The sequence below is a fragment of the Mycobacterium sp. RTGN6 genome (assembly GCF_033804605.1).
Lineage (GTDB): Bacteria > Actinomycetota > Actinomycetes > Mycobacteriales > Mycobacteriaceae > Mycobacterium.
The window spans coordinates 297,970-322,647 of record NZ_JAPZKZ010000001.1 but is presented as its reverse complement, the minus strand read 5'-3'; the positions used below and the strand labels follow the sequence as shown (position 1 = coordinate 322,647).

Sequence of the window (24,678 nt, the reverse complement as noted above, 5' to 3'; positions counted from 1 at the left end):
GGGCGTCAGCCCGCGGCGGCTTCGGGGATGCGTGCTGCCGGTTTAGCGGCTTCGGCGTTTTCCTTGACGTCGGCGGCGTACAGGTCGACGTACTCCTGGCCAGACAGGCGCATGAGCTCGTACATGACCTCGTCGATGACGGCCCGTTCGATGAACCGGTTGCCTGCCAGTCCCTCGAAGCGGGTGAAGTCCATGGGCTTGCCGAACTTCACCTGGACACGGCCGAACCGCCACATCTTGCTCCCCGGCGGGTTCACGACGTCGGTGCCGATCATGGCGACGGGGATCACCGGCACTCCGGTCTGCAGCGCGACGCGCGCCAGTCCGGTCTTGCCCTTGTAGAGCCGGCCGTCTGGTGAGCGGGTGCCCTCGGGGTACATGCCGAGCAGCTTGCCCCCATCGAGCACGCGCTGGGCGGTGGTCAACGCGGCAAGCGCGGAGTCCGCGTCGGTGCGGTCGATGGGCACTTGACCGGCGGCCGTGTAGAACCAGCGCTGGAACCAACCCGCGAGCCCGGAACCGGTGAAGTACTCGGACTTCGCCAGGAAGGTGATCCTGCGCTTGACGACGAGCGGCAGGTAGAAGCTATCGGCGACGGCGAGATGATTGCTGGCCAAGATCATCGGGCCGGAGTCCGGAACGTATTCCAGCCCTTCGACTTTCGGACGACCCAACAGCGTCAGCAAGGGTCCCATGAAGATGAACTTGAACAACCAGTACCACATCGACCCTCCCGCGGCGGGCGCCTCGGCCGGTGCCCTGCGACAACCTTACCCACGGCCTGTTGACTCGACCACACGGCAGTGGTGGGAAGCGCGGTAGAAGATCCTGTGACTACTCCTCGACCGTCACGGGGATGTGCTGGTAGCGCCCAGGCCCCGGCGGCGGCTCGTCCTCCGGCGGAGGCGGACCTCCTGGCGCGGTTGGGTCGGGCGGCTCGGGGTGGCCTGCGCCCTCGGCGGGTTCGGCCATCGCGCGCACGACGGCGAGCAGCGCGACGCTGTGCTCGGCGATCACGGTGAGTAGGGGGTGTTGCTCCCCGTTGATCAGCGCGGCGAGGGCACAGACCGGGCACCACACTTGCTCGCATTTGCCCGCACCGCCCGCCGTTGCCCGCGCAGCGGCCAACCGCACGGCGGGATCGAGCCGGTTCAGGATCGTTTCCGCCAGCTGCCGCAATTCCGGAGGAATCTCGGGGTGAGCCCCACTCACGCTGGCCACACCTCCGGATCAGGTCGAAATCGCACCGTCAGTTCGCCGCTTCGCAGCTGTGCGTCCACCACGATGCATCTGCGCAACACGGACGCCAATCGAACCCGGCGCCGCAGGCCTGCGGCCCCGATGATCAGATCGTCGTCGACCCGGCCCAGCGTCAGCGCCGCCGGATCGACCTGCGGCAACTCTAGCCGCAATCGATACACCGAATCGAGTCCGGAGCCTGATTCCCGGTCCACGACGGGTCGCAGCGGGCGTGGCGGCGGCGACCCGTCTCGCAGCAGCGCGCCATCGAGCAGTTCGGTCAGCGCCTTGGGGCCGATGGGCTCGCCGGCCAGGTGCGGAACGAGCACCAGCTTCACGTCACCGATGGTGGTGTCGAGCTCGTCGAGCACCACCCGCTGCTCGGAGATCCGCTCGGTGTACCAGTCGAAGGCAGGATGTTCGGGCAGATTGCGGTACTCGAACGAATCGTCCTGCACCAGTACTTGATTGACGATGAGTTCTTCGACGGAGACGCCGACGAGCGCCAGCGCGCCGAGGGTCCTGGTGGCCTCGGCGGCGACCACCCGTTCGGGCGTCAGCACCAGATGCGCGGCCACGCGGGCCTCGTCGGTCAGCAGCGCGCCGAGCTGCTCGGTGCCCGCGGCAATGCGTTCGAGCAGCGCCACCACCGCCGCCGAGGTGGCTTCGTCGGCGGCCAGCGAGAGCCGGCGATGGCGCGGCCACGCTCGTTCGAGGTAGAGCCCGAAGGTCGCGGGCAGCGTCAGCATCCGCAACGCATCGGCGGTGGACGCACAGTCCACGACGACCTGGTCCCAGTCGCCCGAGGCGGCCAACTCGCCCACCTCGTGAAGCCCGAGCACTTCCTGAATGCCTGGTAGTGCCGAAAGTTCCTCGGGGGCAAAGTTTCCCAGGTCAGATTCCGGGAATCGGTCGGCGAGTACCCCGGCCACCTCACGCCACCGCACCTCGAGCAGGGCGAGCGTGTCGAGGGCCAGTGCATCGAGGAAGCCACCATCTTGGCCCGTGTCGAGTTCGGCGAAGACCCGGGTGGGCGCCCGCTCCCCCGTCGGCGTCACCGTCACGCCGAGCACGTCACCCGTCGAGTGAGCCTGATCGGTCGACACGATCAACACCCGCAGCCCACTGCGGGCCGCGCGCACGGCCGCGGCGGTCGCCAGCGTGGACTTACCTACCCCGCCCTTGCCGACGAAGAGACTGATCCGGGCGGCGGCCTCGGCTTCGGTCACTGCACCTCGACACGCTTCTTGAGATCCTTCAATGCGGTGTCGGTGAGCCTGCGCTCGGCCTTGCGCTTGAGCAACCCGATCATCGGGATGATCAGGTCGACGGAAAGCTCATAGGTGACGTCGGTTCCAGAACCGTTGGGCGACAACAGATATGCTCCATTGAGGGCCCTCAGCAGCGAGCTGGATACCAGCGTCCACGTCACCGACTCGTGGTCCGGCGGCCAGACGTAGGACAACACCATGGTGTCCTTGAGCACGGCCGCGTCCAGCACCAGGCGTGCCGTCTTCGGATAGCCCGCAGCGTCGGACTCGAGCACCTCGGCGTCCTTGTACTCGGCGACCCAGTCAGGGTAGGAACCGATGTCGGCGATCACGTCCATCACCGTCGACGGCTCGGCGTCGATGTAGATCGTCTGCGAGGTCTTGTCCGCCACGTTTCTCTTCCCCGAATCGCTCGTGCGCGGAAGGGCAGACCGGCGCCCTTCCGCACAGGAATCTACCCGCCCAGCTTCCGACCCGGCCCGCTATGGCGTCAGCCGAGACACTCCGACGGGACGCGTTTCCTCCAGCGTCCGCTTCACCTCGAAGGCCATGTCCTTGCCCGCCACCCTGCGCTTATGGTTCATCTTCGCCAGGTTCATCTTGGCGAGCTCCCACGCCGCCACACCCGCCGGCTCGGCGTGCACGAAGTAGTGCAAGATCACACCGTCGAAGGACGGTTCGAGCCAGATCTCCATGGTTCCGGTCAGCGCACCGGTGACGGTCCAGCGGTGCCCTGCGGGCCCCCGGTCCTCGACGACGGTCAGCCGCAGATCCGGCCACCACCGCCGCCAGCTGGCCGGATTCGCCACGGCCTTGCCCACGTCGATGGGATCGGCGCACACGAAGGTCTCGTCGGCGATCTGGATGCTGTTCATCACGGACAGCTTCACACATGCGCCGACGTGGGCTTCCGGCGGCCGACTACGCTGAAGCGACCAGGCGATATCGACCGAAAGGCCAAGTTCGTGCGTGAGATCAGTGTTCCCGCGTCGTTCTCAGTCGGCGAGCACGACAACGTCGTCAGTGCCGTGTTCGACCTCGAGCGCGACGACCCCGACCACATCATCATTCAACGACTCGTCGCTGGGTCGTGGACCGGCGTCACCTGCAAGGAGGTCGCCGCCCAGATCCGCTCGGCCGCTTTGGGTTTGATCGGGCTCGGGGTCCAGGCCGGCGACCGTGTCGCGGTGTTGTCAGCCACCCGCTACGAGTGGCCGATCATCGACTTCGCCATCCTGTCCGTCGGCGCGCTCACCGTGCCGATCTACGAGACCAGCTCGGCCGAACAGGTGCGGTTCGTGCTGGCCGACTCCGGCGCCGTGGTGGCGTTCGCCGAGACCGACGATCACGCCGAGCGGATCGAGCAGCAAGAGGCTGGGCTACCGGACCTACGCAAGGTGCTGCGCATCGACGGGTCCGGGCCTGCGGCACTCGACGAGCTCGCCGAAGCGGGCAAGAACACCGACGTTGGTGAGCTCCAGACCCGCCTCGCCAGCATCAAGTCGGCCGACCCCGCAACGCTCATCTACACGTCGGGCACGACGGGGCGCCCCAAGGGCTGCCAGCTGACGCACTCCAACCTGCTCTACGAGCTCCGGGGTGCCAAGGCGTGCTTCCCCGAGCAGTTGGACAAGGGCGAAAAGCTCCTGGTGTTCTTGCCTCTGGCGCACGTGCTCGCCAGGGCGATCACCATCGCCGCGTTCACCAACGGGGTGACGCTCGGCTTCACCAGCGACATCAAGAACCTGGTGCCGACGCTCGCGGTGTTCAAGCCCACGCTGGTGGTGTCCGTGCCGCGGGTGTTCGAGAAGGTCTACAACACCGCCGAGCAGAACGCCCGCAACGACGGCAAGGGGCCCATCTTCGCGGCGGCGGTAAACACCGCCATCGAGTGGAGCCAGGCCCAGGACACCGGCGGTGCCGGTCTGTTCCTGAAGCTCAAGCACGCGCTGTTCGACAAGCTCGTCTACGGGAAGCTGCGCGCCGCACTCGGCGGCAACTGCGGATCCGCCATCTCGGGTGGCGCACCGCTTGGCGCCCGGCTTGGGCACTTCTACCGCGGGGTGGGACTGTCGATCTACGAGGGCTACGGGCTCACCGAGACCAGTGCGGCGATCACGGTGAATCGGATCGACGGCCTCAAGGTCGGCTCCGTGGGAAAGCTGGTGCCCGGCAACAGCATGCGCATCAACGACGACGGCGAACTGCTCGTCAAGGGCGGCGTGGTGTTCGGCGGCTACTGGCACAACGAGGAGGAGACCAAGGCCGTCTTCTCCGACGGCTGGTTCCACACGGGAGACCTCGGCGCCATCGACGACAACGGCTTTCTCACGATCGTCGGCCGCAAGAAGGAAATCATCGTCACCGCGGGTGGCAAGAACGTCGCACCTGCCCTTCTGGAGGACCGGCTGCGCGCGCACCCGCTGATCAGCCAGGCGATGTGCGTGGGCGACGCGCAACCGTTCATCGCGGCGCTGATCACGATCGATCCCGAGGCGTTCCCCGGATGGAAGCAGCGCAACGGCAAGGACGCGGGCGCTTCCGTCGGCGACCTCGCCGACGATCCGGATCTGCTCGCCGAGATCGAGCTGGCGGTCAAGGAAGCCAACCAGGTGGTGTCCAAGGCGGAGGCCATCCGCAAGTTCGTGATCCTGCCCGTCGACTTCACCGAGGACACCGGCGAGCTGACGCCGACGCTGAAGGTCAAGCGCAAGGTGGTGGCGGAGAAGTTCGCGGCCGACATCGACGCGCTGTACGCCAAGGACGGCGAGTAGCAGGCGCTAACCGGCCAGTAACTCACCGAGGCGCTGCGCCTTGGACTTCCACTGCCAGTTCTCGACCACCCACGCGCGGCCCTCGCGACCCATCGCGGCGGCCCGGTCCGGGTCGGCCAGCAGCTCGGCGACCGCGGCGCCGATCGCCCCGACGTCCCAGCCGTCGACCACCAGCCCGGTCTCGCCGTCGCGCACCGATTCGGGTGCGCCTCCGGACCGCCCCGCCACGACCGGCACCCCCGTGGCAGATGCTTCGAGGTACACGATCCCCAACCCCTCGACGTCGAGCCCCGACCCGCGTGTCCGACACGGCATGGCGAAAACGTCGGCCATCGCGTGGTGCGCGGGCAACTCGTCGCCGGGTACCCCGCCGGTGAAGACGACGTGCTCGGCCACCCCGAAGCCATGTGCGAGCCGTTTCAGCGCGTCGGCGTGCGGACCGCCGCCGACGATCACCAGAGCCGCTCCGGCGATCCGCTGGCGGATCGCGGGCAGTGCGCGGATCAGCATGTCCTGGCCCTTGCGCGGCACCAGCCGTGACACGCACACGACGACGGGGCGCTCGCCCAGTCCGTAGCGGGCTCGCATCTCGGCCCGCGCGACGGAGTTGGGTTCGAACCGGGCCGTGTCGACTCCGGGCGCGAGGTGCTCGAGCGCCGCGTTGGGTCCGAAGGCCGACGCGAACCGGCTCCGCGTGTACTGGCTGATGAACGTGACGACGTCGGTGTCATTGCCGATGCGCCGCAACGCCGTTCGCGCCGCGGGCAGCATCGACCAGCCCACCTCGTGACCGTGTGTGCTGGCGATCACCCGAGCGGCCCCTGCGTCGCGGGCAAGCCCGGAGAGCAGTGCCAGGGGCGCCGCGGCGCCGAACCAGACGGTGTCGATGTCGTCGCGGGCGATGAGTCGGCGCATGCGCAGCGCGACCGACGGCTCCGGCACCATCAACGTCGTGGGATGGCGCACCACGTCGTAGCCGGTGGTCTTGGCCGCGGCATCGAACTCGGCGGCGCCCTTCCATTTCGGCGCGTACACGGTCAGCGTGTGCGCTCCCCCGGCGACGAGCTCGTTCACCAGGTTCTCGAGGTAGGACTGAATGCCACCGCGCCGCGGTGGGAAGTCATTGGTCACCAGCAGCACGCGAGCCATCGCGGACAGGTTATCCGGCGAGCCATGCGCGCCACGCGGCCAGTACCTCGGCGGTGTCGGCGTGCAGCACTGTGCGGATGGCGGTGTCTGTGTCGGCGTGACCCGGGCCGCACGCCGCGAGGTACAGCCGCCGCAGGGCGTCCGGCCCGTACCGGTCTGCGACGAACCGGCTGAACCACCAGGCCCGGTCGTAGGCCAGTGAGCGGACCTGGCCCGGGGTGTCGAGGTCGGCGTCGGTCGGGATGACGGCGAGCTCGGCCGCCCGCCGCGGGCCGGGTACCGGTTCCGGCGGGCGGCCCACGAAGTCGGCGACGCCCTCGGTGAGCCAGCGCGGCGCGTCGGTGGCCGTCTGCGTTCTGGCGGCGTAGTGGAACAGCTCGTGGCGCAGCACGATTCTCAACGAGCCCGCGCTCATCGTGGCCGCGCCGGGCGCGAACGCGATCCGTTGCGCCGTCGTCGTCGCGGCGATGTCGGACCCTCCGCCACCGATGGCGCGGAACTCCTCGTCGGTGCCCGTCAGCACGACCACCACGTGGCGAGGCCAGTCGTCGCCCCAGAACGCGGTGACGGCGTCGGCGGCGTCGTCGAGGTCGGAGGTGATGTGCCCGGCCAGTTCTGCACCCCGCGCCCCGCCAAGCACCAAGACTTCCGCGGTGCGACCGTCACGCAGCACGTGTGACGAGGGCGCGGCACGGGTGCTGGGCAGCGCCGACGTGGTCGCTGGAGGCGGCGCAGGCGCGTCCCCGGTGCGGCCAAGCAGCGCGACGGCGACGATCAGTTCGACGACGAGCAGCAGGCCCAGGAGCGGACGCTCAGTAGCGACGGACGTTGTGGATCGGGGCATTGTCCACCGGCGCGACGCGCACCGGCGTGCCATATGTGGAGGCGTGCACCATCATGCCGTCGCCGATGTAGATCGCCACGTGCGAGGCGTCGGAGTAGTAGGTGACGAGGTCACCCGGCTGCATCTGGTCCCTGGAAACCGCCTGGCCGCCATTGGCGAGGGCCTGGCTGGAGTGCGGAAGGTTGACGCCGGCCTGACCGAACGCCCACATCACCAGGCCGGAGCAGTCGAAGGCGTTGGGACCGGAGGCCCCCCACGAATAAGGCGAGCCGATCCGGGTCAGCGCGGCCTGAACGGCGAGCATGCCCTCTCCACCCGGCGCAGGCATCACGGCGGCCTCGGGCGGAGCGATGTCGCCCGGCATGATCCCGCCAGGCGCCGCAGCAAGAACCTGGGGGCCGTCATCGGGCGGCGCAACCTCGGGTTCCGGTGCAGGCGGCAACGTCGCCAAGGCCTCGCGCTGGGCGGGGGTGAGCGCCGTGTACTGAGACTTGACGACGGCGATCTGAACTTGAAGCTTGCTTTGCTTTGACTGCAGGTCGGCGCGCACGGCGGCGGCCTGCTCGGCGGCGGTCTTCGCGTCGGCGGCGGATTTGGCGGACGCCGCCTCGATGTGCGTCGCCTGCTCGCTGGCCTTGCGGAAGTTCTGCATCTGCACCGACATCTCGGTGGCCATGACCCGTTGTACCGCGAGCTGGTCGATGAGGTTCTGCGGGGAGTCAGCGGTGAGCATCGCGTTGAGGCCGTCGGTACGTCCACCCATGTACTGAGCGGCAGCAACCTTGTCGACGGCGGTTTGGAACGTTGCCAGCTGCGTCTTCGACGAATCGACGGCCAGCATGTCCGCGGCGTGCTGCGCATCCGCATTCTGTTGTGCCGCAACCTTTTCGTTCAGGTCCAGCTGGGCGGCGTGCATGGCCTCAGTAGTCTGTTCGGCTTGTCGAGATAGCTCGTTGAGCTTTGCCATGGCGTCGTCGGCGGGGTCGGCCTGCACACTTCCGGCGAGAATGCCGGCGAAGACCGTCAGGCCGATGATCGCGCTGGCAATGGGTCGTCGAATTCCACGCTTGCATCGGTGCGTGCGGTCGGGCCTCAAGATTTCGCGTCCTTCAACTGCCGTTATGAATCGCGTCGAACTGCTCTTAGGTCTCAAGTAGGTTACGAAACGGCATCGGGGTTGTCCAACAGAAGGCGCAAATTTAGCAGGAGTTACGGGAATTTTCTTCGCTGTCGATGACAGCGCGTGTCGTTATGCGGCGCCTGAATTCCCTCCGGGCTCGAGGTGCCGATGGATGGGCACCAGCCTCAACCGCGGGGCCATCCCCGCGTCGGCGAGCACCTCCAGGGCCTTGCGTTCGTCATCCAGCAAAGTCTCAGGAACGCCGAGCAACACACTCACGACGCAGTCCTGGCAGCCGACTCCGCGCACTGCGCAATCGTCGCAGTCGATGACGACGGTGCCGGTGTCCGGCATGGTCGGCTCGGGGACCAACTCCGGGGGTTTGGGCGTCTGTGCCATCCCGCCCTCCTCTCGCTTCATGTTCGACACGCTAACCGCGCCCACCGACAAATCACACGGCTGTCAGTCGCGGGGCATACCGTCACCGCCATGGAGCAGCTGAGCTTCGCCGACCTCGGATCGGACGATGATCTCCTGTCCCTACGTGACACCACGTTCGTCGTCGTCGACCTCGAGACCACCGGCGGCCGGGCCACGGACTCCGCTCCCGGCCGAAACGACCACGATGCGATCACCGAGATCGGAGCGGTCAAGGTGCGCGGCGGCGAAGTGCTCGGGGAACTGGCCACTCTCGTCGATCCGGGTCGCGCCATCCCACCCCAGATCGTCACGCTGACCGGCATCACCACGGCGATGGTGCGCGACGCCCCCACCATCTCGTCCGTGCTGCCCGCGTTCCTCGAGTTCTCCCGCGGGGCGGTACTGGTCGCCCACAACGCGGGGTTCGACATCGGGTTCCTGCGGGCGGCCGCAGAGCGCGCTGCGCTGCCGTGGCCGCGGCCGCCGGTGCTGTGCACGGTCAAGTTGGCCCGCCGCGTGCTGACGCGCGACGAGGCGCCCAGCGTGCGGCTGTCCGCGTTGGCTCAGTTGTTCGGGGCGTCCACCACGCCGACGCACCGCGCGCTCGACGACGCACGCGCCACGGTCGACGTACTGCACGCGCTCGTCGAGCGCGTCGGCAATCAGGGCGTGCACACCTATCCGGACCTACGGGCGTACCTGCCCGACGTCACCCCCGCGCAACGCCGCAACCGACATCTGGCTACCGGGCTGCCCAGACGCCCCGGCGTCTACCTGTTTCGCGGCCCGACGGACGAGGTGCTCTACGTCGGCACCGCCGTCGATCTGCGCAGGCGCGTGGCGCAGTACTTCAACGGAGCGGATCCGAGGACCCGCATGAAGGAGATGGCGTCGCTGGCCACGCGCGTCGACCACGTCGAATGCGCACACGAACTCGAGGCGGGGGTCCGCGAACTGCGCCTGCTCGCCGCGCATGCGCCGCCGTACAACCGACGGTCGAAGTTTCCGCACCGGTGGTGGTGGCTGGTACTCACCAATGAGGCCTTCCCGCGGTTCTCCGTAGTCCGCGCACCCAAACACGACCACGCGATCGGACCGTTTCGCGCCCATGCCGACGCCGTCGAGACGGCGGCGCTGCTGGCCCGGTTCACCGGCGTGCGGACATGCACGGCACGGCTGGCCCGGGCGGCAGTACACGGGCCGTCCTGCGTCGAACGCGAGCTGTCGCCCTGTCCCGCCCCGCGCGGCGTCACCGCGGCCGACTACGCGGCCGTCGTCGACGGCGCGAGCCGGTTGATCGCCGGCGCCGACGACTCCGCACTGCAGACGGCGCTCGCGCACATCGACGAGTTGGCGGGTCGAGGTCGGTACGAGACGGCCGCGCGGCTGCGCGACCACACCGCCACCGCCATCGACGGGCTCTGGAGAGGCCAGCGCCTGCGTGCTCTGACGGCCGTCGAGGAGCTCGTCGCCGCCCGGCCCGACGGCGCGGGCGGTTGGCAGCTCGCCGTCATGCGCCACGGCCAGCTCGCCGCGGCGGGCAACGCCGCGCGGGGCGTTCCCCCGATGCCCGTCGTCGACGCGATATGTGCTGCCGCACAAGTGATTCTGCCGTCAGAATCCCCGCTTGGCGGGGCCCTCGTCGAGGAAACCGGGCTACTGACCCGCTGGCTCGCTGCGCCCGAGGTGCGCATCGTGCGTGCCGAATCCGGCTATGCCACCCCGATCGGGTCGGCGGGCCGCCTGGCCACGTGGTCGGCCACCGCCCAGTCCGCCCGCATCGCCGCCGCGCAGGCGGTCGACGACGACGCCGAACTCGTCAGGATGTTGCAGCCGCGCTTGGCGAAAAACGTTGACGCGCAAGTCGGTTGAAGCGGCGTCAGAGCTTCTGCGTGAACCGCACCCAGCGCGCGAGCAGCTTCTCGGCGGCCCCTGAATCGATCGACTCGGCCGCGCGCGCCAGCCCAGCCTCCCAGGCGGGCACCCAGGTGGCATCGCTGGACAGCCCGGCGTGGGCCACCATGGCGCCTGCGGCGTTGAGCACGACGGCGTCGCGCACCGGTCCCGTCGCTCCCCCGAGCACCTCGCGCACCGATGCGGCGTTCGCCTCGGCGTCGCCGCCCGTCAGCGCGGACAGGTGCGCCCGCTCGAAACCGAACGCGGCCGGGTCGAACGTCAGCCGCTCGACCGTGCCGGCCTGCACCCGCCAGATCGTGCTGGTCGTCGTCGTGGTCAGTTCGTCGAGTCCGTCGTCGCCGTGCACCACCAGCACGCTCGACCCGCGCGCAGCGAACACGCCCGCCATCACCTCGGCAAGCTCGCCCCACGCACAGCCGATCAGGCCGGCCCGGGGCGCCGCCGGATTCGTCAGCGGCCCAAGCAGATTGAAGACGGTCGGGACGCCGAGTTCACGCCGCACCACCGACGCGTGTCGGTAGGAGGGGTGGAACTGCGGCGCGAAGCAGAACCCGATGCCCACCTCGGTGACACTGCGCGCCACCTCGTCGGGACCGAGGTCGATGCGCACGCCGAGCGCCTCGAGCGTGTCAGCGCCACCGGACAACGAGGACGCCGCGCGGTTGCCGTGCTTGACGACGGGAATTCCGCTGGCGGCCACCACGATCGACGCCATCGTGGAGAGGTTGACGGTGTTGGCGCCGTCGCCGCCCGTGCCAACCACGTCGACGGCATTGGCGGCGGCACCACCCAGCGTCTCGGCGGGGATGCGCCGCGCATGCCGCAACATGGTGTCCGCCAGTTCGGTCACCTCGGCGGACGTCGGGCGCTTCATCTTCATCGCCACGGCGAACCCGGCGATCTGCGCAGGGGTTGCCGCCCCCGTCATGATCTGGTCCATCGCCCAGGCCGCCTGGCCGGGGAGCAGCGCTTGTCCGGTGGTCAGTCGCCCGAGCAGCTGGGGCCACGTCGGGGATTCGTCAGAAGACACGCGGGCAGCCTAATCCCCGGCCCGATCCGGGCTCCCGTGCAGGCGGGAGGTATCCGAGGGCCCGAATTAATGACGAATGTCTCGACCCGGGTGGAGTTCAACAACTACAAAGCGTCATACTTCATGTTGTGACGAGTGCTGTAGGGACCTCGGGTACCGCGATCACGGCGCGTGTACATTCGCTGAACCGGCCAAACATGGTCAGTGTCGGCACCATAGTGTGGCTTTCCAGCGAGTTGATGTTCTTTGCTGGACTGTTCGCAATGTACTTCACCGCGCGGGCCCAGGCCGGCGGCGATTGGCCGCCGCACCCCACCGAACTGAACCTGGTGCAGGCCGTGCCGGTGACGCTGGTGCTCATCGCCTCGTCGTTCACCTGTCAGATGGGCGTTTTCGCGGCCGAACGCGGCGACGTCTACGGGCTGCGCCGCTGGTACGTGATCACGTTCGTGATGGGCCTGTTCTTCGTGCTCGGCCAGGGTTACGAGTACGTCCAGCTGGTGAGCGAGGGCACCACCATCCCGGGCAGCGCCTACGGCTCCGTCTTCTACCTCGCCACCGGCTTCCACGGACTGCACGTCATCGGCGGTCTCGTCGCCTTCATCTTCCTGCTGGCGCGCACGACGATGAGCAAGTTCACCCCTGCGCAGGCCACCGCGGCGATCGTCGTGTCGTACTACTGGCACTTCGTCGACATCGTCTGGATCGCGTTGTTCGCCGTCATCTACTTCGTCCGGTAACGGACGATGAGCTCTACCGAGAAGCAGTCGATGAGAAGGGGTTCGATGACCAGCAAGTCCCGCCGTCGGCTGCGCCGACGCCTGTCGGCAGCGATGCTGCTGCTGATCGGACTTCTCGTCGCGGGTGGCCTTGCGGCCACGCTGACGCCGAAGCCACAGGTCGCGCAGGCCGACGAGGAGTCGCTCGCGCTGCTGCGCACCGGCAAGCAGCTGTTCGAGACCTCGTGCGTGACGTGCCACGGCGCGAACCTCCAAGGCGTGCCCGACCGTGGGCCGAGCCTCATCGGCACCGGCGAGGCGGCGGTGTACTTCCAGGTCTCCACGGGCCGCATGCCCGCGATGCGCGGCGAGGCCCAGGCACCGACGAAGGACCCCATCTTCGACCCACACCAGATCGACGCGCTCGGCGCCTACATCCAGGCCAACGGCGGCGGACCGATGGTCCCCCGCGACGACAACGGCGAAGTGGCTCAGGACTCGCTGCTGGGCAGCGACGTCGCCCGCGGCGGCGACCTGTTCCGGCTCAACTGCGCGTCGTGCCACAACTTCACCGGCAAGGGCGGCGCGCTGTCGTCGGGTAAGTACGCACCCGACCTCTCGGACGCCGAGCCCGCGCAGATCTTCACCGCGATGCTGACCGGACCGCAGAACATGCCGAAGTTCTCCGACCGGCAGCTGAGCCCGGAACAGAAGCGCGACATCGTCGCCTACGTCCGCGAGGCCACCGCGACCCCCGACCCCGGCGGCTACGGCCTCGGCGGCTTCGGCCCGGCCCCGGAGGGCATGGCCGCGTGGATCATCGGGATGGTCGCGGTGATCGGCATTTCGATGTGGATCGGATCACGCGCATGAGCGACGGACTGAAGGACACTCCAACCGACGCCGAATTGGCGGAGATGTCCCGCGACGAACTGGTCGAACTCGGCGGCCGGATCGACGGTGTCGAAACCGTCTTCAAGGAGCCGCGCTGGCCCGTCGAGGGCACCAAGGCCGAGAAGCGCGCCGAGCGTTCGGTGGCGTATTGGCTTCTGTTCGGCGGTGTTTCGGGCCTGGCGCTCCTGGTGGTCTTCCTGTTCTGGCCGTGGGAGTACAAGCCGTTCGGCTCCGAGGGCGAGTGGCTGTACGTGCTGGCGACGCCCCTGTACGGGGTCACGTTCGGACTGTCGATTCTGGCCATCGGAATCGGCGCGGTGCTCTACCAGAAGAAGTTCATCCCCGAGGAGATCTCCATCCAGGACCGCCACGACGGCGCGTCGGCGGAGATTCACCGCAAGACCATCGCGGCCAACCTGACAGACACCCTCGAGGCTTCGACCATCAAGCGCCGCAAGCTGATCGGGCTTTCGCTCGGCGTCGGCCTCGGCGCCTTCGGACTCGGCACGGCCGTCGCCTTCGTCGGCGGACTCATCAAGAACCCGTGGGCCAAGGTCGTCCCGACGGCGAACGGCAAGGACGCGGTGCTGTTCACGTCGGGGTGGACCCCGCGCTTCCACGGCGAGACCATCTACATGGCCCGCGCCACTGGGCTGCCGGGCGAATCGCCCTTCGTCAAGATGCGGCCCGAGGACCTCGACGCGGGTGGCATGGAGACGGTATTCCCGTGGCGCGAGTCCGACGGCGACGGCACCACCGTCGAGTCGTCCCACAAGCTCACCGAGATCGCGATGGGCGTGCGCAACCCGGTGATGCTCATCCGCATCAGGCCGGGCGACATGTCCAAGGTGGTCAAGCGGCAAGGCCAGGAGAGCTTCAACTTCGGTGAACTGTTCGCGTTCACCAAGGTGTGCTCGCACCTGGGTTGCCCCTCGTCGCTCTACGAGCAGCAGACCTATCGCATTCTCTGCCCGTGCCACCAGTCGCAGTTCGACGCGCTGCACTTCGCCCGGCCGATCTTCGGCCCGGCTGCGCGCGCCCTGGCGCAACTTCCGGTCACAATCGATAAAGACGGGTATCTAGTCGCCAACGGCAACTTCATCGAGCCCGTGGGTCCGGCATTCTGGGAGCGGAAATCATGAGTCCAAAACTCGCTGATATCGCAGCCGCACAGGGCGACGCAATCGATTCGCGTTACCACCCATCGGCGGCAGTGCGCCGCCAACTGAACAAGGTGTTCCCCACCCACTGGTCGTTCCTGCTCGGTGAGATCGCGCTGTACAGCTTCATCGTGCTGCTGCTCACCGGCACGTACCTCACCCTGTTCTTCGACCCGTCGATGGCCGAGGTCACCTATCACGGGGTGTACCAGCCGCTCAACGGCGTGCAGATGTCGAGGGCCTACGAGACGACGCTCGACATCAGCTTCGAGGTGCGCGGTGGATTGTTCGTCCGCCAGATCCACCACTGGGCCGCGCTGCTCTTCGCCGCGTCGATCATGGTCCACATGGCCCGCATCTTCTTCACGGGCGCGTTCCGCAGGCCGCGCGAGGCCAACTGGGTGATCGGCTCCCTGCTGTTGATCCTGGCGATGTTCGAGGGCTACTTCGGGTACTCGCTGCCCGACGACCTGCTGTCCGGCACCGGCCTGCGGGCGGCGTTCTCCTCGATCACGCTGGGCATGCCCGTGATTGGCACCTGGTTGCACTGGGCGTTGTTCGGCGGCGACTTCCCCGGCGAGATCATCATTCCGCGGCTGTACGCCCTACACATCCTGCTGATCCCCGCAATCATGTTGGGGCTCATCGGCGCTCACCTGGCGCTGGTGTGGTTCCAGAAGCACACCCAGTTCCCCGGCCCTGGCCGCACCGAGAAGAACGTCGTCGGCGTGCGCGTCATGCCGGTCTTCGCCGTCAAGTCCGGCGCGTTTTTCGCGATGACGGTCGGCGTGCTCGGTCTCATGGGCGGACTGCTGCAGATCAACCCAATTTGGCAGTTGGGTCCCTACAAGCCGTCGCAGATCTCGGCAGGCAGCCAGCCCGACTTCTACATGATGTGGACCGACGGTGTCGCCCGACTCTGGCCGGCGTGGGAGTTCTATCCGTTCGGCCACACCATCGGCCAGTCGGTGTGGGTCGCGCTGATCATGGGCGCGGTCTTCGTACTGCTGATCATCTACCCGTTCTTGGAGAAGAAGTTCTCCAAGGACAACGCCCATCACAATCTGCTGCAGCGACCGCGTGACGTTCCGGTGCGCACGTCGATCGGCGCCATGGCGATCGCGTTCTACATCGTGCTGACGTTCGCCTGCATGAACGACATCATCGCGCTGAAGTTCCACATCTCGTTGAACGCGACCACCTGGATCGGCCGCATCGGCATGGTGGTGCTACCCGCGATCGTCTACTACGTCACCTACCGGTGGTGTGTCGGACTACAGCGCGCAGACCGCGCGGTGCTGGAGCACGGCATCGAGACGGGCATCCTCAAGCGCCTGCCGCACGGCGCCTACATCGAGCTGCACCAGCCGCTCGGCCCCGTCGACGACCACGGCCATCCGATTCCGTTGGAGTACCAGGGCGCGGCGCTGCCCAAGCGGATGAACAAGCTTGGTTCCGGCGGCGCCACGGGCACCGGCAGCTTCCTGAGGGCCGACCCGGTGTCGGAGAGCGAGGCGCTCGCCGAGGCGGCGCACGCCTCCGAGCATCGCGCCCTGACCGCGCTGAAGGAATACCAGGACGACGAGCACGGCGTGCAGAACGGCTCGTCCGACGGGCACGGCTCCTCGGACGGCAACGGCTCGTCCAACGGCCAGCACTGATCGCACGCACTAACGAAGCGGGGTACCCGGAAACGGGTGCCCCGCTTCGTGTTTGGAGTCTCGCGGCGTAGGACTCGACGCTAACTGGCGAGCAGCTGGTGCAACTGCCGTAGCGCGAGCCACGGGACGACGGGCATCGCAAGCGTGACGAGTGCAGCCACACCGTAAGCGGCCCATGCGAAGCCGTCCTCTTCGGAGGCCATCAGGTATGTGGCGACGCCGACGGCCGCCGTCGCCGCGCCGATCGCCGCCACGAGTACGACCGAGCAGCGCAGCCACACCTGTTCCACTGCGGCGGTCGGGAAGCCGACGCGGCTGGTCGCCGGTGGCGTCGGATGCCTGCGGATCGCGGGGTTGTCGAAGGCGCGCTGCCTGCCCTCCGTGCCGAGCGGCGGGCCGAATACGTTCTGCGCGGACCCGGACCGTCCAGCGGCGGCGGGTTGCGGCCCGCCGTCGAGCGCCGTGCGCCTGGCCCGGATGAGCAGTGGGATCGCGCCGGCTATCACGAGTGCCGAAACGGCGATCACGGTGTAGAGCAACCAGGGGGTTTCGGAGTCGTCCGAGCCGGCCGAATTCGGGCTCGCGAGGTCGACGAGCGCCACGATGGCGGCCACCGTCGCGCCGAGGGCCGCCAGCCAGAGTGCGGCACACACGGCGAGCAGGATGCGGTCGGTCTGGTCCTGTGTTTCAGGGGCTGTCATCAACAGCTGGTCTGCCAATCGTTGTTCTGTTGAGAGGCGATCGTCTGACCGTCGCTCGTGGTGATGGAGCAGTTCAACCTGCTCAGCCGCAAGAGGCTCGACGCCTGGACCGAACCGTACTCCGACATTGAAATCGGGGTGACCGTCAGCGACCACGGGATGTACACGTTCTGCTGCGTGCGCTGCCTGCCGGATGCGTCGGTGTAGGTGACCGAGATCCGGTCGAGCGGCGCCTTCGTTCCGGTGACGGTGTACGTGATGAACCGGGGCCCGGCCGGGGCGGTGCTGGCGGGCGGCGGCGCCGACGTCGCTTCCGGTGGCGGCGGGGCCTCAGATGGGCCAGCGGGCGGTGGGGGTGGCTCCGGGGTCACCGTCACCGTCTCCGGAGGCGGGGGCGGCGGCTCCTCCGAGGTAGGCGGTGGGGGTGGCGGAGGGGGCGGCGTGGTGGTCGTGATTTCGTCCTGGACAGGAGGCCCGGGGGTGGTGGTGCTGGTCGACGGCGTGGCCACGTTGGTGTTCTCGGTGCGCGTGACGAGCACCGCGACGGATGCGACGAGCGCGACCGCCGCGACGATCGCGACCACCCCGACCACCCACGGCCAGCGCGGCGGCTCCGGTTCGGCGCCGCTTGCCGGGCCGTCATAGTCGTCGTATTCGTACAGCCCTCCGTCGGGGGGCACGTACGGGCCGCTGGTGAAGTGCTCGGACTCGGGCGCGGAGTACGCCCGCGAATAGATCTCCGTCTCGCCGGTGGGAGGAGGTGCCTCAGGGGTCGGTTCGTCCGGTGTCGGAGAATCCGGCCCTGGGGGATTCGGCCCGCTCATCGCCTGTCCTTTTCAGCCTATCCTTCGACCAATCATTCGGCGCGCCGTCAACAGGGATGTCGTGACTGGCTGTGCCTCGGCAACCCTACCGAACGCGACGGGCGAGCAGCCCTCGCAGCGCGACTCGTCGGCCAAACTGACGCCCGTTTTGTGATCTTGGGCGCTGCGTGTCAGTGCTTCTCGGGCCCGGTGTAGTACTCGAAGACCAAGCCGGCGGCGGAGGCGATCACCAGGACGGCGCCCGCGGCGAGCAACCATGGCAACCACAACGCGACCGCGACGGCGGTGACCGACGCCGACAGTGCGATGAGCAGTGGCCACCAGCTGTGCGGGCTGAAGAACCCCAGCTCCCCTGCCCCGTCGGCGATCTCGGCGTCCTCGTAGTCCTCGGGCCGAGTGTCGAGACGGCGTGCGACGAACCGGAAGAACGTGCCAGTGATCAACGTCAGGCCCGTGGTGAGCACCAGCGCCGTGACGCCTGCCCACTCGATGCCGCCGTATGCGTACAGCGCCGTAAGGACGCCGTACACGACGGCCGACAGCGCGAAGAACGCGGTCAGGAACTCGAACAGCCTCGCTTCGATGTGCATGGGTGTCCCTACTTGCTCGCCTGAGTGGGCGATCCGGCCTGCTCACCACGTCGGGTGTCGAACGGATGCGTCGTCTGTGCTTCGGGCGGCAGCCCGATGGCCCGCAGGGCATCGGCGTTGGTGCCGTTCGGATGGTCGCTCCGGTACGTCAGGTAGGCCTTGAAGTCGTTGGGCTCCACGACGCGGACCTCGAAGTTCATCATCGAGTGATACGTCCCGCACATCTCAGTGCAGCGACCGACGAACGCGCCGATCTCCTGGATCTCGCTGATCTGGAAGACGTTGTCCGAGTTGTTCGCCTTGGGGTCCGGCATGACGTCGCGCTTGAACAGGAACTCCGGCACCCAGAACCCGTGGATCACGTCGGCCGACGCGATCTGGAACTCGATCCGCTTACCCTTCGGCAACACCAGGATCGGGATCTCGGTGCTGGTGCCGACGGTCTCGATCTTGTCGAAGTTCAGGTACGTGCGGTCCTCGGGGTTGAGCCCCTTGATCGCGCCGACGATCTCCTCGCCGTGCTCGTCCGTGCCCTCCGGCTTGGACTCCATGGACGCCTTGCGGGCGGGGTCGGCGCCGTCGTAGCTGAGCGTGCCGTCCTTGAAGTCGACCTTCTGGTAGCCGAACTTCCAGTTCCACTGGAACGCCGTGACGTCGACGACGACCTCGGGATTGGGGTCCTTGTGCAGCATCTTCTCCTGCACCACGACGGTGAAGTAGAAGAGCACGGAGATGATGAGGAACGGGACCACCGTCAGCACCAGTTCCAGTGGCATGTTGTAGCCGAACTGGCGCGGCAACTCGGTGTCGGTCTTCTTCTTGCGGTGGAACGCGCTTGACCAGAAGATCAGCCCCCACACGATGATGCCGACGACGAACGAGGCGATCACCGAACCGATCCACAACTCGCGGTTGAGCTTGCCTTCCGGGGTGATTCCGTTGGGCCAGCCGAGGCCGAGCGCCTCCGACCAGCTACACCCGCTGAGCAGCAGCGCAGTACCGCCAAGGAGGACGGACAACGCCACCAACTTGAACCCGCGAGCGGTCACGTTGGCGCCTCCTGCGTTTATCAATGGACCGCAGCGCGGTCGGGTGAATTCAGGCGAATACTACGCAGCGTAGACCACGCGTGGATGCCAGTCTCGACACACCTCGCCGAACCGGCATACTGGCGCGGTGTGCGGACTCCTTGCCTACCTGACCGACCCGTCCACGGAGGCAACGTCCGAGCTCGTCGACGCGGTGTCGGGCACCGCCCACCTCATGCGCCACAGGGGTCCCGACGAGCCGGGGACGTGGTCGGACGCCGACGTGGTGCTGGGTTTCAACCGGTTGTCGATCATCGACATCGCGCACAGCCATCAGCCACTGCGCTGGGGTCCACCGGAAGCGCCCGGCCGCTACGTGCTGGTCTTCAACGGTGAGATCTACAACTACCTCGAGCTGCGCGACGAGCTCGCCGCCGATCACGGCGTCCAGTTCGCCACCGAGGGCGACGGCGAGGCGATCATCGCCGCCTACCACCACTGGGGCACCGCGGCGCTGAACCGGCTGCGCGGCATGTTCGCGTTCGCGCTGTGGGATACGAAGCTGCAGGAGTTGTTCTGCGCGCGGGACCCGTTCGGCATCAAGCCGCTGTTCATGGCCTCGGGTCCCGGTGGAACCATCGTCGGCAGCGAGAAGAAGTGCCTGCTCGACCTGGCCGAACAGGCGGGCATCGACCTCGCGATCGACGTGCGGGCCGTACAGCACTACACGGTGTTGCAGTACGTGCCGGAGCCCGAGACGCTGCACCGCGGGGTTCGGCGACTGGAGTCCGGCAGCTACGCACGGGTGCGCCCCGGTGCTACGCCCGAGGTCACCCGCTACTTCGTGCCCAAGTTCACGGCCGTCCCGTTCGTCGCCGGACGCGAGCAGAGCCGCTACGACGAGCTCACCGCCGTGCTCGAGGACTCGGTCGCCAAGCACATGCGCGCCGACGTCACCGTCGGTGCCTTCCTGTCCGGCGGCATCGACTCGACGGCGATCGCGGCGCTGGCGATGCGGCACAACCCACGGCTCATCACGTTCACCACCGGGTTCGAGCGGGAGGGCTTCTCGGAGGTCGACGTGGCCGTTGCGTCGGCCGAGGCCATCGGCGCTCGCCATGTCACCAAGGTGGTGAGCCCGGCCGAATTCGTCTCCGCACTGCCCGAGATCGTCTGGTACCTCGACGAACCCGTCGCCGACCCGGCGCTCGTCCCGCTGTTCTTCATCGCGCGCGAGGCCCGCAAGCACGTGAAGGTCGTGCTGTCCGGCGAAGGGGCCGACGAACTGTTCGGCGGCTACACGATCTATCGAGAGCCGTTGTCGCTGAAGGCCTTCGACTACCTTCCTCGACACGTGCGCCGGACCTTGGGCAAGGCGTCGCGGCCGCTGCCCGAGGGGATGCGGGGCAAGAGCCTGCTGCATCGCGGCTCGCTGACGCTGGAAGAGCGCTACTACGGCAATGCCCGCAGTTTCTCCGACGACCAGCTGCGCGCGACGCTGCCCGGCTTCCGTCAGGAGTGGACGCACACCGACGTCACCGCGCCCTGGTACGCCGAGTCGGCCGGCTGGGATCCGGTGGCCCGCATGCAGCACATCGACCTGTTCACCTGGCTGCGCGGCGACATCCTGGTGAAGGCAGACAAGATGACGATGGCCAACTCGCTCGAGCTGCGGGTGCCGTTCCTCGACTCCGAGGTCTTCGCGGTGGCCTCACGCCTGCCGTTCGATCAGAAGATCACCCGCGCCACGACGAAGTACGCGTTGCGCCGCGCGCTGGAGCCGATCGTGCCCGCCCACGTGCTCAACCGGCCGAAGTTGGGCTTTCCGGTGCCGATTCGCCATTGGCTGCGTGCTGGCGAGCTACTCGACTGGGCGCACGCGACGGTCGCGGCGTCGGCGGCTGGTGAGCTGATCGACCTCGCGGCGGTGCGCCGAATGCTCGACGAACACCGCAGCGGCGCAAGCGATCACAGCCGCCGACTGTGGACGGTGTTGATCTTCATGCTGTGGCATGCGATCTTCGTCGAGGGGAGCGTCACACCGAAGATCAGCGAGCCGCAGTACCCCGTGCAGCTCTAGGCGAGCGCGGCGGCGATCTCGGCGCCGGCATCCGCACCGTAGGCGTCCGAGATGCGGGTGATCGCGGTGGTCGCGTCCCAGGTCCACTCCTGCGGCCCTGGCGCCTCGAACACCAGCACGGCCACCATCGACGCCAGCTGCGCAGCCCGCTCGAGGCTCAGTCCGGCGCTGCGGCCCGTCAGGAACCCCGCGCGGAACGCGTCGCCGATGCCGGTCGGGTCGGCCTGGTGCTTCTCGGGGACGACGCCGACGTGGACGAAGGTTCCGTCCGAGGACACCAGGTCGACGCCCTTGGGCCCCAGCGTCGTGATGCGCAGCCCGATCTGGTTCATCACCTCGGCCTCGCTCAGCTCGGACTTCTGCAGCAGCAGGTCCCACTCGTAGTCGTTGGTGAACAGGTAGGCCGCCCCGCCGATGAGCCTGCGGATCTCCTCCCCCGACAACCGCGCCAGCTGTTGGCTCGGGTCGGCGGCGAACGCAAGCCCGAGCGCACGGCACTCTTCGGTATGAAGGAACATCGCTTCCGGGTCGTTGGCGCCGATGATGACGAGTTCCGGTGTACCCGTTCGTGATACGACGTCGGCGAGCTTGATGTTGCGGGCCTCGGACATCGCGCCTGGATAGAACGACGCGATCTGAGCCATGTCTTCGTCGGTGGTGCAGACGAACCGTGCGGTGTAGGCCGATTCGGAGATCAGCACGCTCTCGCAGTCGACGCCGTGCGCGCCGAGCCACTGCCCGTAGTCCGCGAAGTCCTTGCCTGCCGCCCCGACGAGCGTGGCGTCGCCGCCGAGCACGCCGATCGCAAACGCCATGTTGCCCGCGACACCTCCGCGGTGGATGACCAGATCGTCGACGAGGAAGCTCAACGACACCTTCTGCAGATGATCCGCCAGCAGCTGTTCGGAGAATTTGCCAGGGAACTGCATCAGATGGTCGGTCGCAATGGATCCCGTCACCGCAATGGTCACGCAGCGTCACCCTTCATTCGAGTCGCATGATTAGCCGAAATAAACCGCAGGTCGGTGCGCTAGCCTAACAACGTCATGGCCGGCCCTTTTCCGTACCCCGAATCCCCGTATTCCAATTCACCACCCCAGCAGCCCTTTCCGCCACCCGGCGCGCCACAGGTTCCTTCGCCGTACCCGGGCACCCTTCCGCCACCGGTTGACTACCCCGGGACCCCGCGGCGTCGGCGCTTCCTGGCGATCGCTCTCGGACTGCTGGTGGCGTTGGTCGTGGCGGCCGTGGTCGGGACGCTGCTCCTCGTCGGAGGACGCACCGAGGAGGCCTCGGCCGCGACGCTCACCGACGACTCGGCGAAGGCGGCCATCCAGGACTACCTGGACGCACTCTCACAGGGCAAGGACGAGCGGATCGCCGAACACGCCTCTTGCGGGTTATTCGACGCCATCGAGGACCGCCAGGCCGACATGGCACTGGCCAACCTCGCCAGCGACGCGTTCCGCAGACAATTCAGCAGTGCTCAAGTGTCGTCGATCGACAAGATCGTGACGTGGTCGCCGAACCAGGCGCAGGTGTTGTTCACCATGAAGGCGAAGCCCGCGGGCCGCGGCGCAAATACCGAGCAGCAACGGCAAGGGGTAGCTCAGTTGCTCATCCAGGACAAGGAGATCCTGGTGTGCTCGTACCTGCCGCGCAATGCGGGACCGTTCTAAAAGGTCCCTCGGGATCAGTTGAACGAGTCGCCGCAGGCGCAGGATCCGGTGGCGTTGGGGTTGTTGATCGTGAAGCCGCCGCCGGTCAGCGCGTCGACGAAGTCGATCTGGGCGTCCTGTAGGTAGGGCGCGCTCATCCGGTCGACCGTGAGGACGACTCCGTTGAAGTCCACGTCCAGATCGCCGTCCTGGTTGCGGTCGTCGAACTCAAGCTTGTAGCGCAGGCCCGCGCAGCCGCCCGGCTCGACGGTGATGCGCAGGAACACGTCGTCGCGCCCCTCCTGCTCCATCAGCGTCTTGGCCTTGGCCGCGGCAGCGTCCGTCAGGACCGCGCCGTGGGCAGCGGTGCTGGTCGCCGTCTCGTCCTGAACAGTCATCAATTTCTCCTGAGATAAATAGGCTCGAACTAGCTCAACGGTACCTTGTCCGGCCGCTATTCCCGACTCTCGAGCCGCGGGTATGCCCAATCGGCCGCGGTGCGCCGCGCCACACCCGTCAGCTGGTTGGCGGCGTCGTCCATCGCGAGTTGGATCGATCCGGCGTAGTCGGCGATCGAGTGCGCTTCAGCGATACCCGCACCACGCAGCGTCGGCTCGTCCAAGGTGACCTGTCCGGCCAGCACGACCACCGGGGCGTCCCCGGCGCCCGCGGCCAGCGCGCTCACCACCTTCCCGTGCAGGGACTGGTCGTCGAACCTGCCCTCACCGGTGATGATCAGCTGCGCCGCGGCGACGTCGCCCGCGAGGCCGGTGTGCTCGGCGATGACGGCGGCGCCGGACTCGCGGCGGCCACCGAGTGCCAGCAGCGCAGCGCCGAGGCCCCCCGCGGCGCCGGCGCCGGGTTCGGCGCGCACGTCGCGGCCCGTCGTCGCAGCCAGTTCCGAGGCCCAGTCCGCAAGGCGCTGTTCGAGCACGGCGACGGTGTCAGGATCGGCCCCCTTCTGCGGGCCGAAGACGTGCGCGGCGCCCATGACGCCCAACAGCGGGTGTTCGACGTCGGTGGCGGCGATGAGGTCGACCCCGTCCAGCCGGGTCAGCGCCTGCGACAACCCGCCGAGCGCATCGACGAGGCCGCGGCCGCCGTCGGTGCACGCGCTGCCGCCCAGCCCGACGACGATGGTCCGCGCGCCGGCCTGCAACGCCTCGTCGAGCAGTTGACCGACACCGCCGCTGTGCGCATCCAGCGCGGTCTCGACCGTGGGGCCCTCGGGCAACAGCGCCAGGCCGCACGCCTGTGCGCACTCGACGTACGCGGTGCGCGACGCCGGGTCGAACACCCACTCGGCGGTGACGTCGGAGGACAGCGGACCCGACACGCGCGCCGACCTACGCTCCCCCAGCCGACTCGCCAGCACGTCGACGAATCCGGGGCCCCCGTCGGATTGCGGCGCGAGGGTCAGGACGTCGTCAGCGCGCCCGCTCCGCCAGCCGTCCGCGATCGCCTGGGCGGCCTGCACCGCGGTGAGGCTGTCGCCGTAACAGTCGGGGGCGATCAGCACGCGCAGCGCCTGGCCCGTCATCCCAGCAGAGTATGTCGGCGCAACCGGAGGTGCATGCCGGGCGCCGCGGCTGCGGACGT

At 67.9% G+C, this 24,678-nt stretch carries 25 protein-coding genes; 8 read left to right on the top strand and 17 right to left on the bottom strand.

Translation table 11 applies throughout. The features are described 5' to 3' along the window. Positions 1–5: 5 nt before the first annotated feature. From SLQ33_RS01550 to SLQ33_RS01530, 5 genes are all read right to left on the bottom strand, one after another. Complete coding sequence (locus tag SLQ33_RS01550; protein ID WP_319452017.1) at positions 6–725, bottom strand: lysophospholipid acyltransferase family protein; 720 nt, start codon at positions 723–725, stop codon at positions 6–8. 109 nt (positions 726–834) lie between these two features. Then, positions 835–1,212, bottom strand: coding sequence for a hypothetical protein (locus SLQ33_RS01545; RefSeq protein ID WP_319452016.1), 378 nt, complete (start codon positions 1,210–1,212; stop codon positions 835–837). Next, entirely contained in the window at positions 1,209–2,468 is a 1,260-nt protein-coding gene (locus SLQ33_RS01540) for an ArsA family ATPase (RefSeq protein WP_319452015.1), read from the bottom strand. The genes SLQ33_RS01545 and SLQ33_RS01540 overlap by 4 nt, the downstream gene beginning before the upstream one ends. After that, positions 2,465–2,902 carry an SRPBCC family protein gene (locus SLQ33_RS01535; protein WP_319452014.1) on the bottom strand — a complete coding sequence of 146 codons (438 nt, stop codon included), beginning with the start codon at positions 2,900–2,902 and terminating at the stop codon, positions 2,465–2,467. The genes SLQ33_RS01540 and SLQ33_RS01535 overlap by 4 nt, the downstream gene beginning before the upstream one ends. A gap of 90 nt (positions 2,903–2,992) precedes the next feature. Further along, positions 2,993–3,385 carry a polyketide cyclase / dehydrase and lipid transport gene (locus SLQ33_RS01530; RefSeq protein WP_319452013.1) on the bottom strand — a complete coding sequence of 131 codons (393 nt, stop codon included), beginning with the start codon at positions 3,383–3,385 and terminating at the stop codon, positions 2,993–2,995. Positions 3,386–3,475: 90 nt separating this feature from the next. On the opposite strand from SLQ33_RS01530, the gene SLQ33_RS01525 reads away from it, so the two are divergent. Further along, complete coding sequence (locus tag SLQ33_RS01525) at positions 3,476–5,284, top strand: long-chain fatty acid--CoA ligase (RefSeq protein ID WP_319452012.1); 1,809 nt, start codon at positions 3,476–3,478, stop codon at positions 5,282–5,284. Between the two features lie 6 nt (positions 5,285–5,290). On the opposite strand, the gene SLQ33_RS01520 is transcribed toward SLQ33_RS01525, so the two are convergent. From SLQ33_RS01520 to SLQ33_RS01505, 4 genes are all read right to left on the bottom strand, one after another. Next, positions 5,291–6,433, bottom strand: coding sequence for a glycosyltransferase family 4 protein (locus tag SLQ33_RS01520; RefSeq protein WP_319452011.1), 1,143 nt, complete (start codon positions 6,431–6,433; stop codon positions 5,291–5,293). Positions 6,434–6,443: 10 nt separating this feature from the next. Then, the gene (locus tag SLQ33_RS01515) at positions 6,444–7,277 is read right to left on the bottom strand and encodes a peptidase (protein WP_319452010.1); all 834 of its coding nucleotides are present in this window, start codon (positions 7,275–7,277) and stop codon (positions 6,444–6,446) included. Beyond that, positions 7,246–8,373, bottom strand: a complete 1,128-nt coding sequence (gene ripC / locus SLQ33_RS01510; RefSeq protein ID WP_319452009.1) for a peptidoglycan hydrolase RipC — start codon at positions 8,371–8,373, stop codon at positions 7,246–7,248. Before ripC ends, SLQ33_RS01515 begins: the two co-directional genes overlap by 32 nt. 153 nt (positions 8,374–8,526) lie before the next feature. After that, positions 8,527–8,796 (bottom strand): hypothetical protein, encoded by a 270-nt coding sequence (locus tag SLQ33_RS01505; protein WP_319452531.1) that lies wholly within the window; start codon positions 8,794–8,796, stop codon positions 8,527–8,529. Between the two features lie 90 nt (positions 8,797–8,886). On the opposite strand from SLQ33_RS01505, the gene SLQ33_RS01500 reads away from it, so the two are divergent. Continuing rightward, on the top strand, positions 8,887–10,689 hold the full coding sequence (locus SLQ33_RS01500; protein ID WP_319452008.1) for a DEDD exonuclease domain-containing protein: 1,803 nt from the start codon (positions 8,887–8,889) through the stop codon (positions 10,687–10,689). A 7-nt stretch (positions 10,690–10,696) separates the two neighbouring features. Here the strand turns inward: SLQ33_RS01500 and trpD are convergent, their stop codons facing one another. Continuing rightward, positions 10,697–11,764, bottom strand: coding sequence for an anthranilate phosphoribosyltransferase (trpD, locus tag SLQ33_RS01495; protein ID WP_319452007.1), 1,068 nt, complete (start codon positions 11,762–11,764; stop codon positions 10,697–10,699). A 128-nt stretch (positions 11,765–11,892) separates the two neighbouring features. Between trpD and SLQ33_RS01490 the strand changes: the two genes are divergently transcribed. From SLQ33_RS01490 to SLQ33_RS01475, 4 genes are read left to right on the top strand one after another with little or no spacing between them, the layout of a single operon-like run. Then, the gene (locus SLQ33_RS01490; protein WP_319452006.1) at positions 11,893–12,504 is read left to right on the top strand and encodes a heme-copper oxidase subunit III; all 612 of its coding nucleotides are present in this window, start codon (positions 11,893–11,895) and stop codon (positions 12,502–12,504) included. Between the two features lie 45 nt (positions 12,505–12,549). Then, positions 12,550–13,356, top strand: a complete 807-nt coding sequence (locus SLQ33_RS01485) for a c-type cytochrome (RefSeq protein WP_413467549.1) — start codon at positions 12,550–12,552, stop codon at positions 13,354–13,356. Next, positions 13,353–14,519 (top strand): ubiquinol-cytochrome c reductase iron-sulfur subunit, encoded by a 1,167-nt coding sequence (locus SLQ33_RS01480; protein ID WP_319452005.1) that lies wholly within the window; start codon positions 13,353–13,355, stop codon positions 14,517–14,519. The genes SLQ33_RS01485 and SLQ33_RS01480 overlap by 4 nt, the downstream gene beginning before the upstream one ends. Further along, positions 14,516–16,198, top strand: coding sequence for a cytochrome bc complex cytochrome b subunit (locus SLQ33_RS01475; RefSeq protein ID WP_319452004.1), 1,683 nt, complete (start codon positions 14,516–14,518; stop codon positions 16,196–16,198). Before SLQ33_RS01480 ends, SLQ33_RS01475 begins: the two co-directional genes overlap by 4 nt. Positions 16,199–16,278: 80 nt before the next feature. Here SLQ33_RS01475 and SLQ33_RS01470 read toward each other — a convergent pair whose 3' ends face one another. The 4 genes from SLQ33_RS01470 to SLQ33_RS01455 all read right to left on the bottom strand — a co-directional run bounded on the left by SLQ33_RS01470 (position 16,279) and on the right by SLQ33_RS01455 (position 19,362). Next, positions 16,279–16,899 (bottom strand): DUF2561 family protein, encoded by a 621-nt coding sequence (locus tag SLQ33_RS01470; RefSeq protein WP_319452003.1) that lies wholly within the window; start codon positions 16,897–16,899, stop codon positions 16,279–16,281. Further along, positions 16,899–17,723 carry an MmpS family transport accessory protein gene (locus SLQ33_RS01465; protein WP_319452002.1) on the bottom strand — a complete coding sequence of 275 codons (825 nt, stop codon included), beginning with the start codon at positions 17,721–17,723 and terminating at the stop codon, positions 16,899–16,901. The genes SLQ33_RS01470 and SLQ33_RS01465 overlap by 1 nt, the downstream gene beginning before the upstream one ends. A gap of 170 nt (positions 17,724–17,893) precedes the next feature. Continuing rightward, the gene (locus tag SLQ33_RS01460; protein ID WP_319452001.1) at positions 17,894–18,313 is read right to left on the bottom strand and encodes a cytochrome c oxidase subunit 4; all 420 of its coding nucleotides are present in this window, start codon (positions 18,311–18,313) and stop codon (positions 17,894–17,896) included. Between the two features lie 8 nt (positions 18,314–18,321). Beyond that, positions 18,322–19,362, bottom strand: coding sequence for a cytochrome c oxidase subunit II (locus SLQ33_RS01455; RefSeq protein ID WP_413467548.1), 1,041 nt, complete (start codon positions 19,360–19,362; stop codon positions 18,322–18,324). 127 nt (positions 19,363–19,489) lie between these two features. On the opposite strand from SLQ33_RS01455, the gene asnB reads away from it, so the two are divergent. After that, positions 19,490–21,421: an asparagine synthase (glutamine-hydrolyzing) gene (gene asnB / locus SLQ33_RS01450; RefSeq protein ID WP_319451999.1), complete on the top strand. Its 1,932-nt coding sequence runs from the start codon at positions 19,490–19,492 to the stop codon at positions 21,419–21,421. On the opposite strand, the gene SLQ33_RS01445 is transcribed toward asnB, so the two are convergent. Further along, positions 21,418–22,392, bottom strand: coding sequence for a carbohydrate kinase family protein (locus SLQ33_RS01445; protein ID WP_319451998.1), 975 nt, complete (start codon positions 22,390–22,392; stop codon positions 21,418–21,420). The two genes, asnB and SLQ33_RS01445, sit on opposite strands and share 4 nt — an antisense overlap. 75 nt (positions 22,393–22,467) lie before the next feature. On the opposite strand from SLQ33_RS01445, the gene SLQ33_RS01440 reads away from it, so the two are divergent. Beyond that, positions 22,468–23,100, top strand: coding sequence for a hypothetical protein (locus SLQ33_RS01440; protein ID WP_319451997.1), 633 nt, complete (start codon positions 22,468–22,470; stop codon positions 23,098–23,100). A gap of 14 nt (positions 23,101–23,114) precedes the next feature. On the opposite strand, the gene SLQ33_RS01435 is transcribed toward SLQ33_RS01440, so the two are convergent. Both SLQ33_RS01435 and SLQ33_RS01430 read right to left on the bottom strand, forming a co-directional pair. Beyond that, a complete protein-coding gene (locus SLQ33_RS01435) occupies positions 23,115–23,477 on the bottom strand; it encodes an iron-sulfur cluster assembly accessory protein (protein ID WP_319451996.1) in 363 nt (120 codons plus the stop codon). Positions 23,478–23,533: 56 nt separating this feature from the next. Next, positions 23,534–24,619, bottom strand: coding sequence for a glycerate kinase (locus tag SLQ33_RS01430; protein WP_319451995.1), 1,086 nt, complete (start codon positions 24,617–24,619; stop codon positions 23,534–23,536). Between the last annotated feature and the right edge of the window lie 59 nt (positions 24,620–24,678).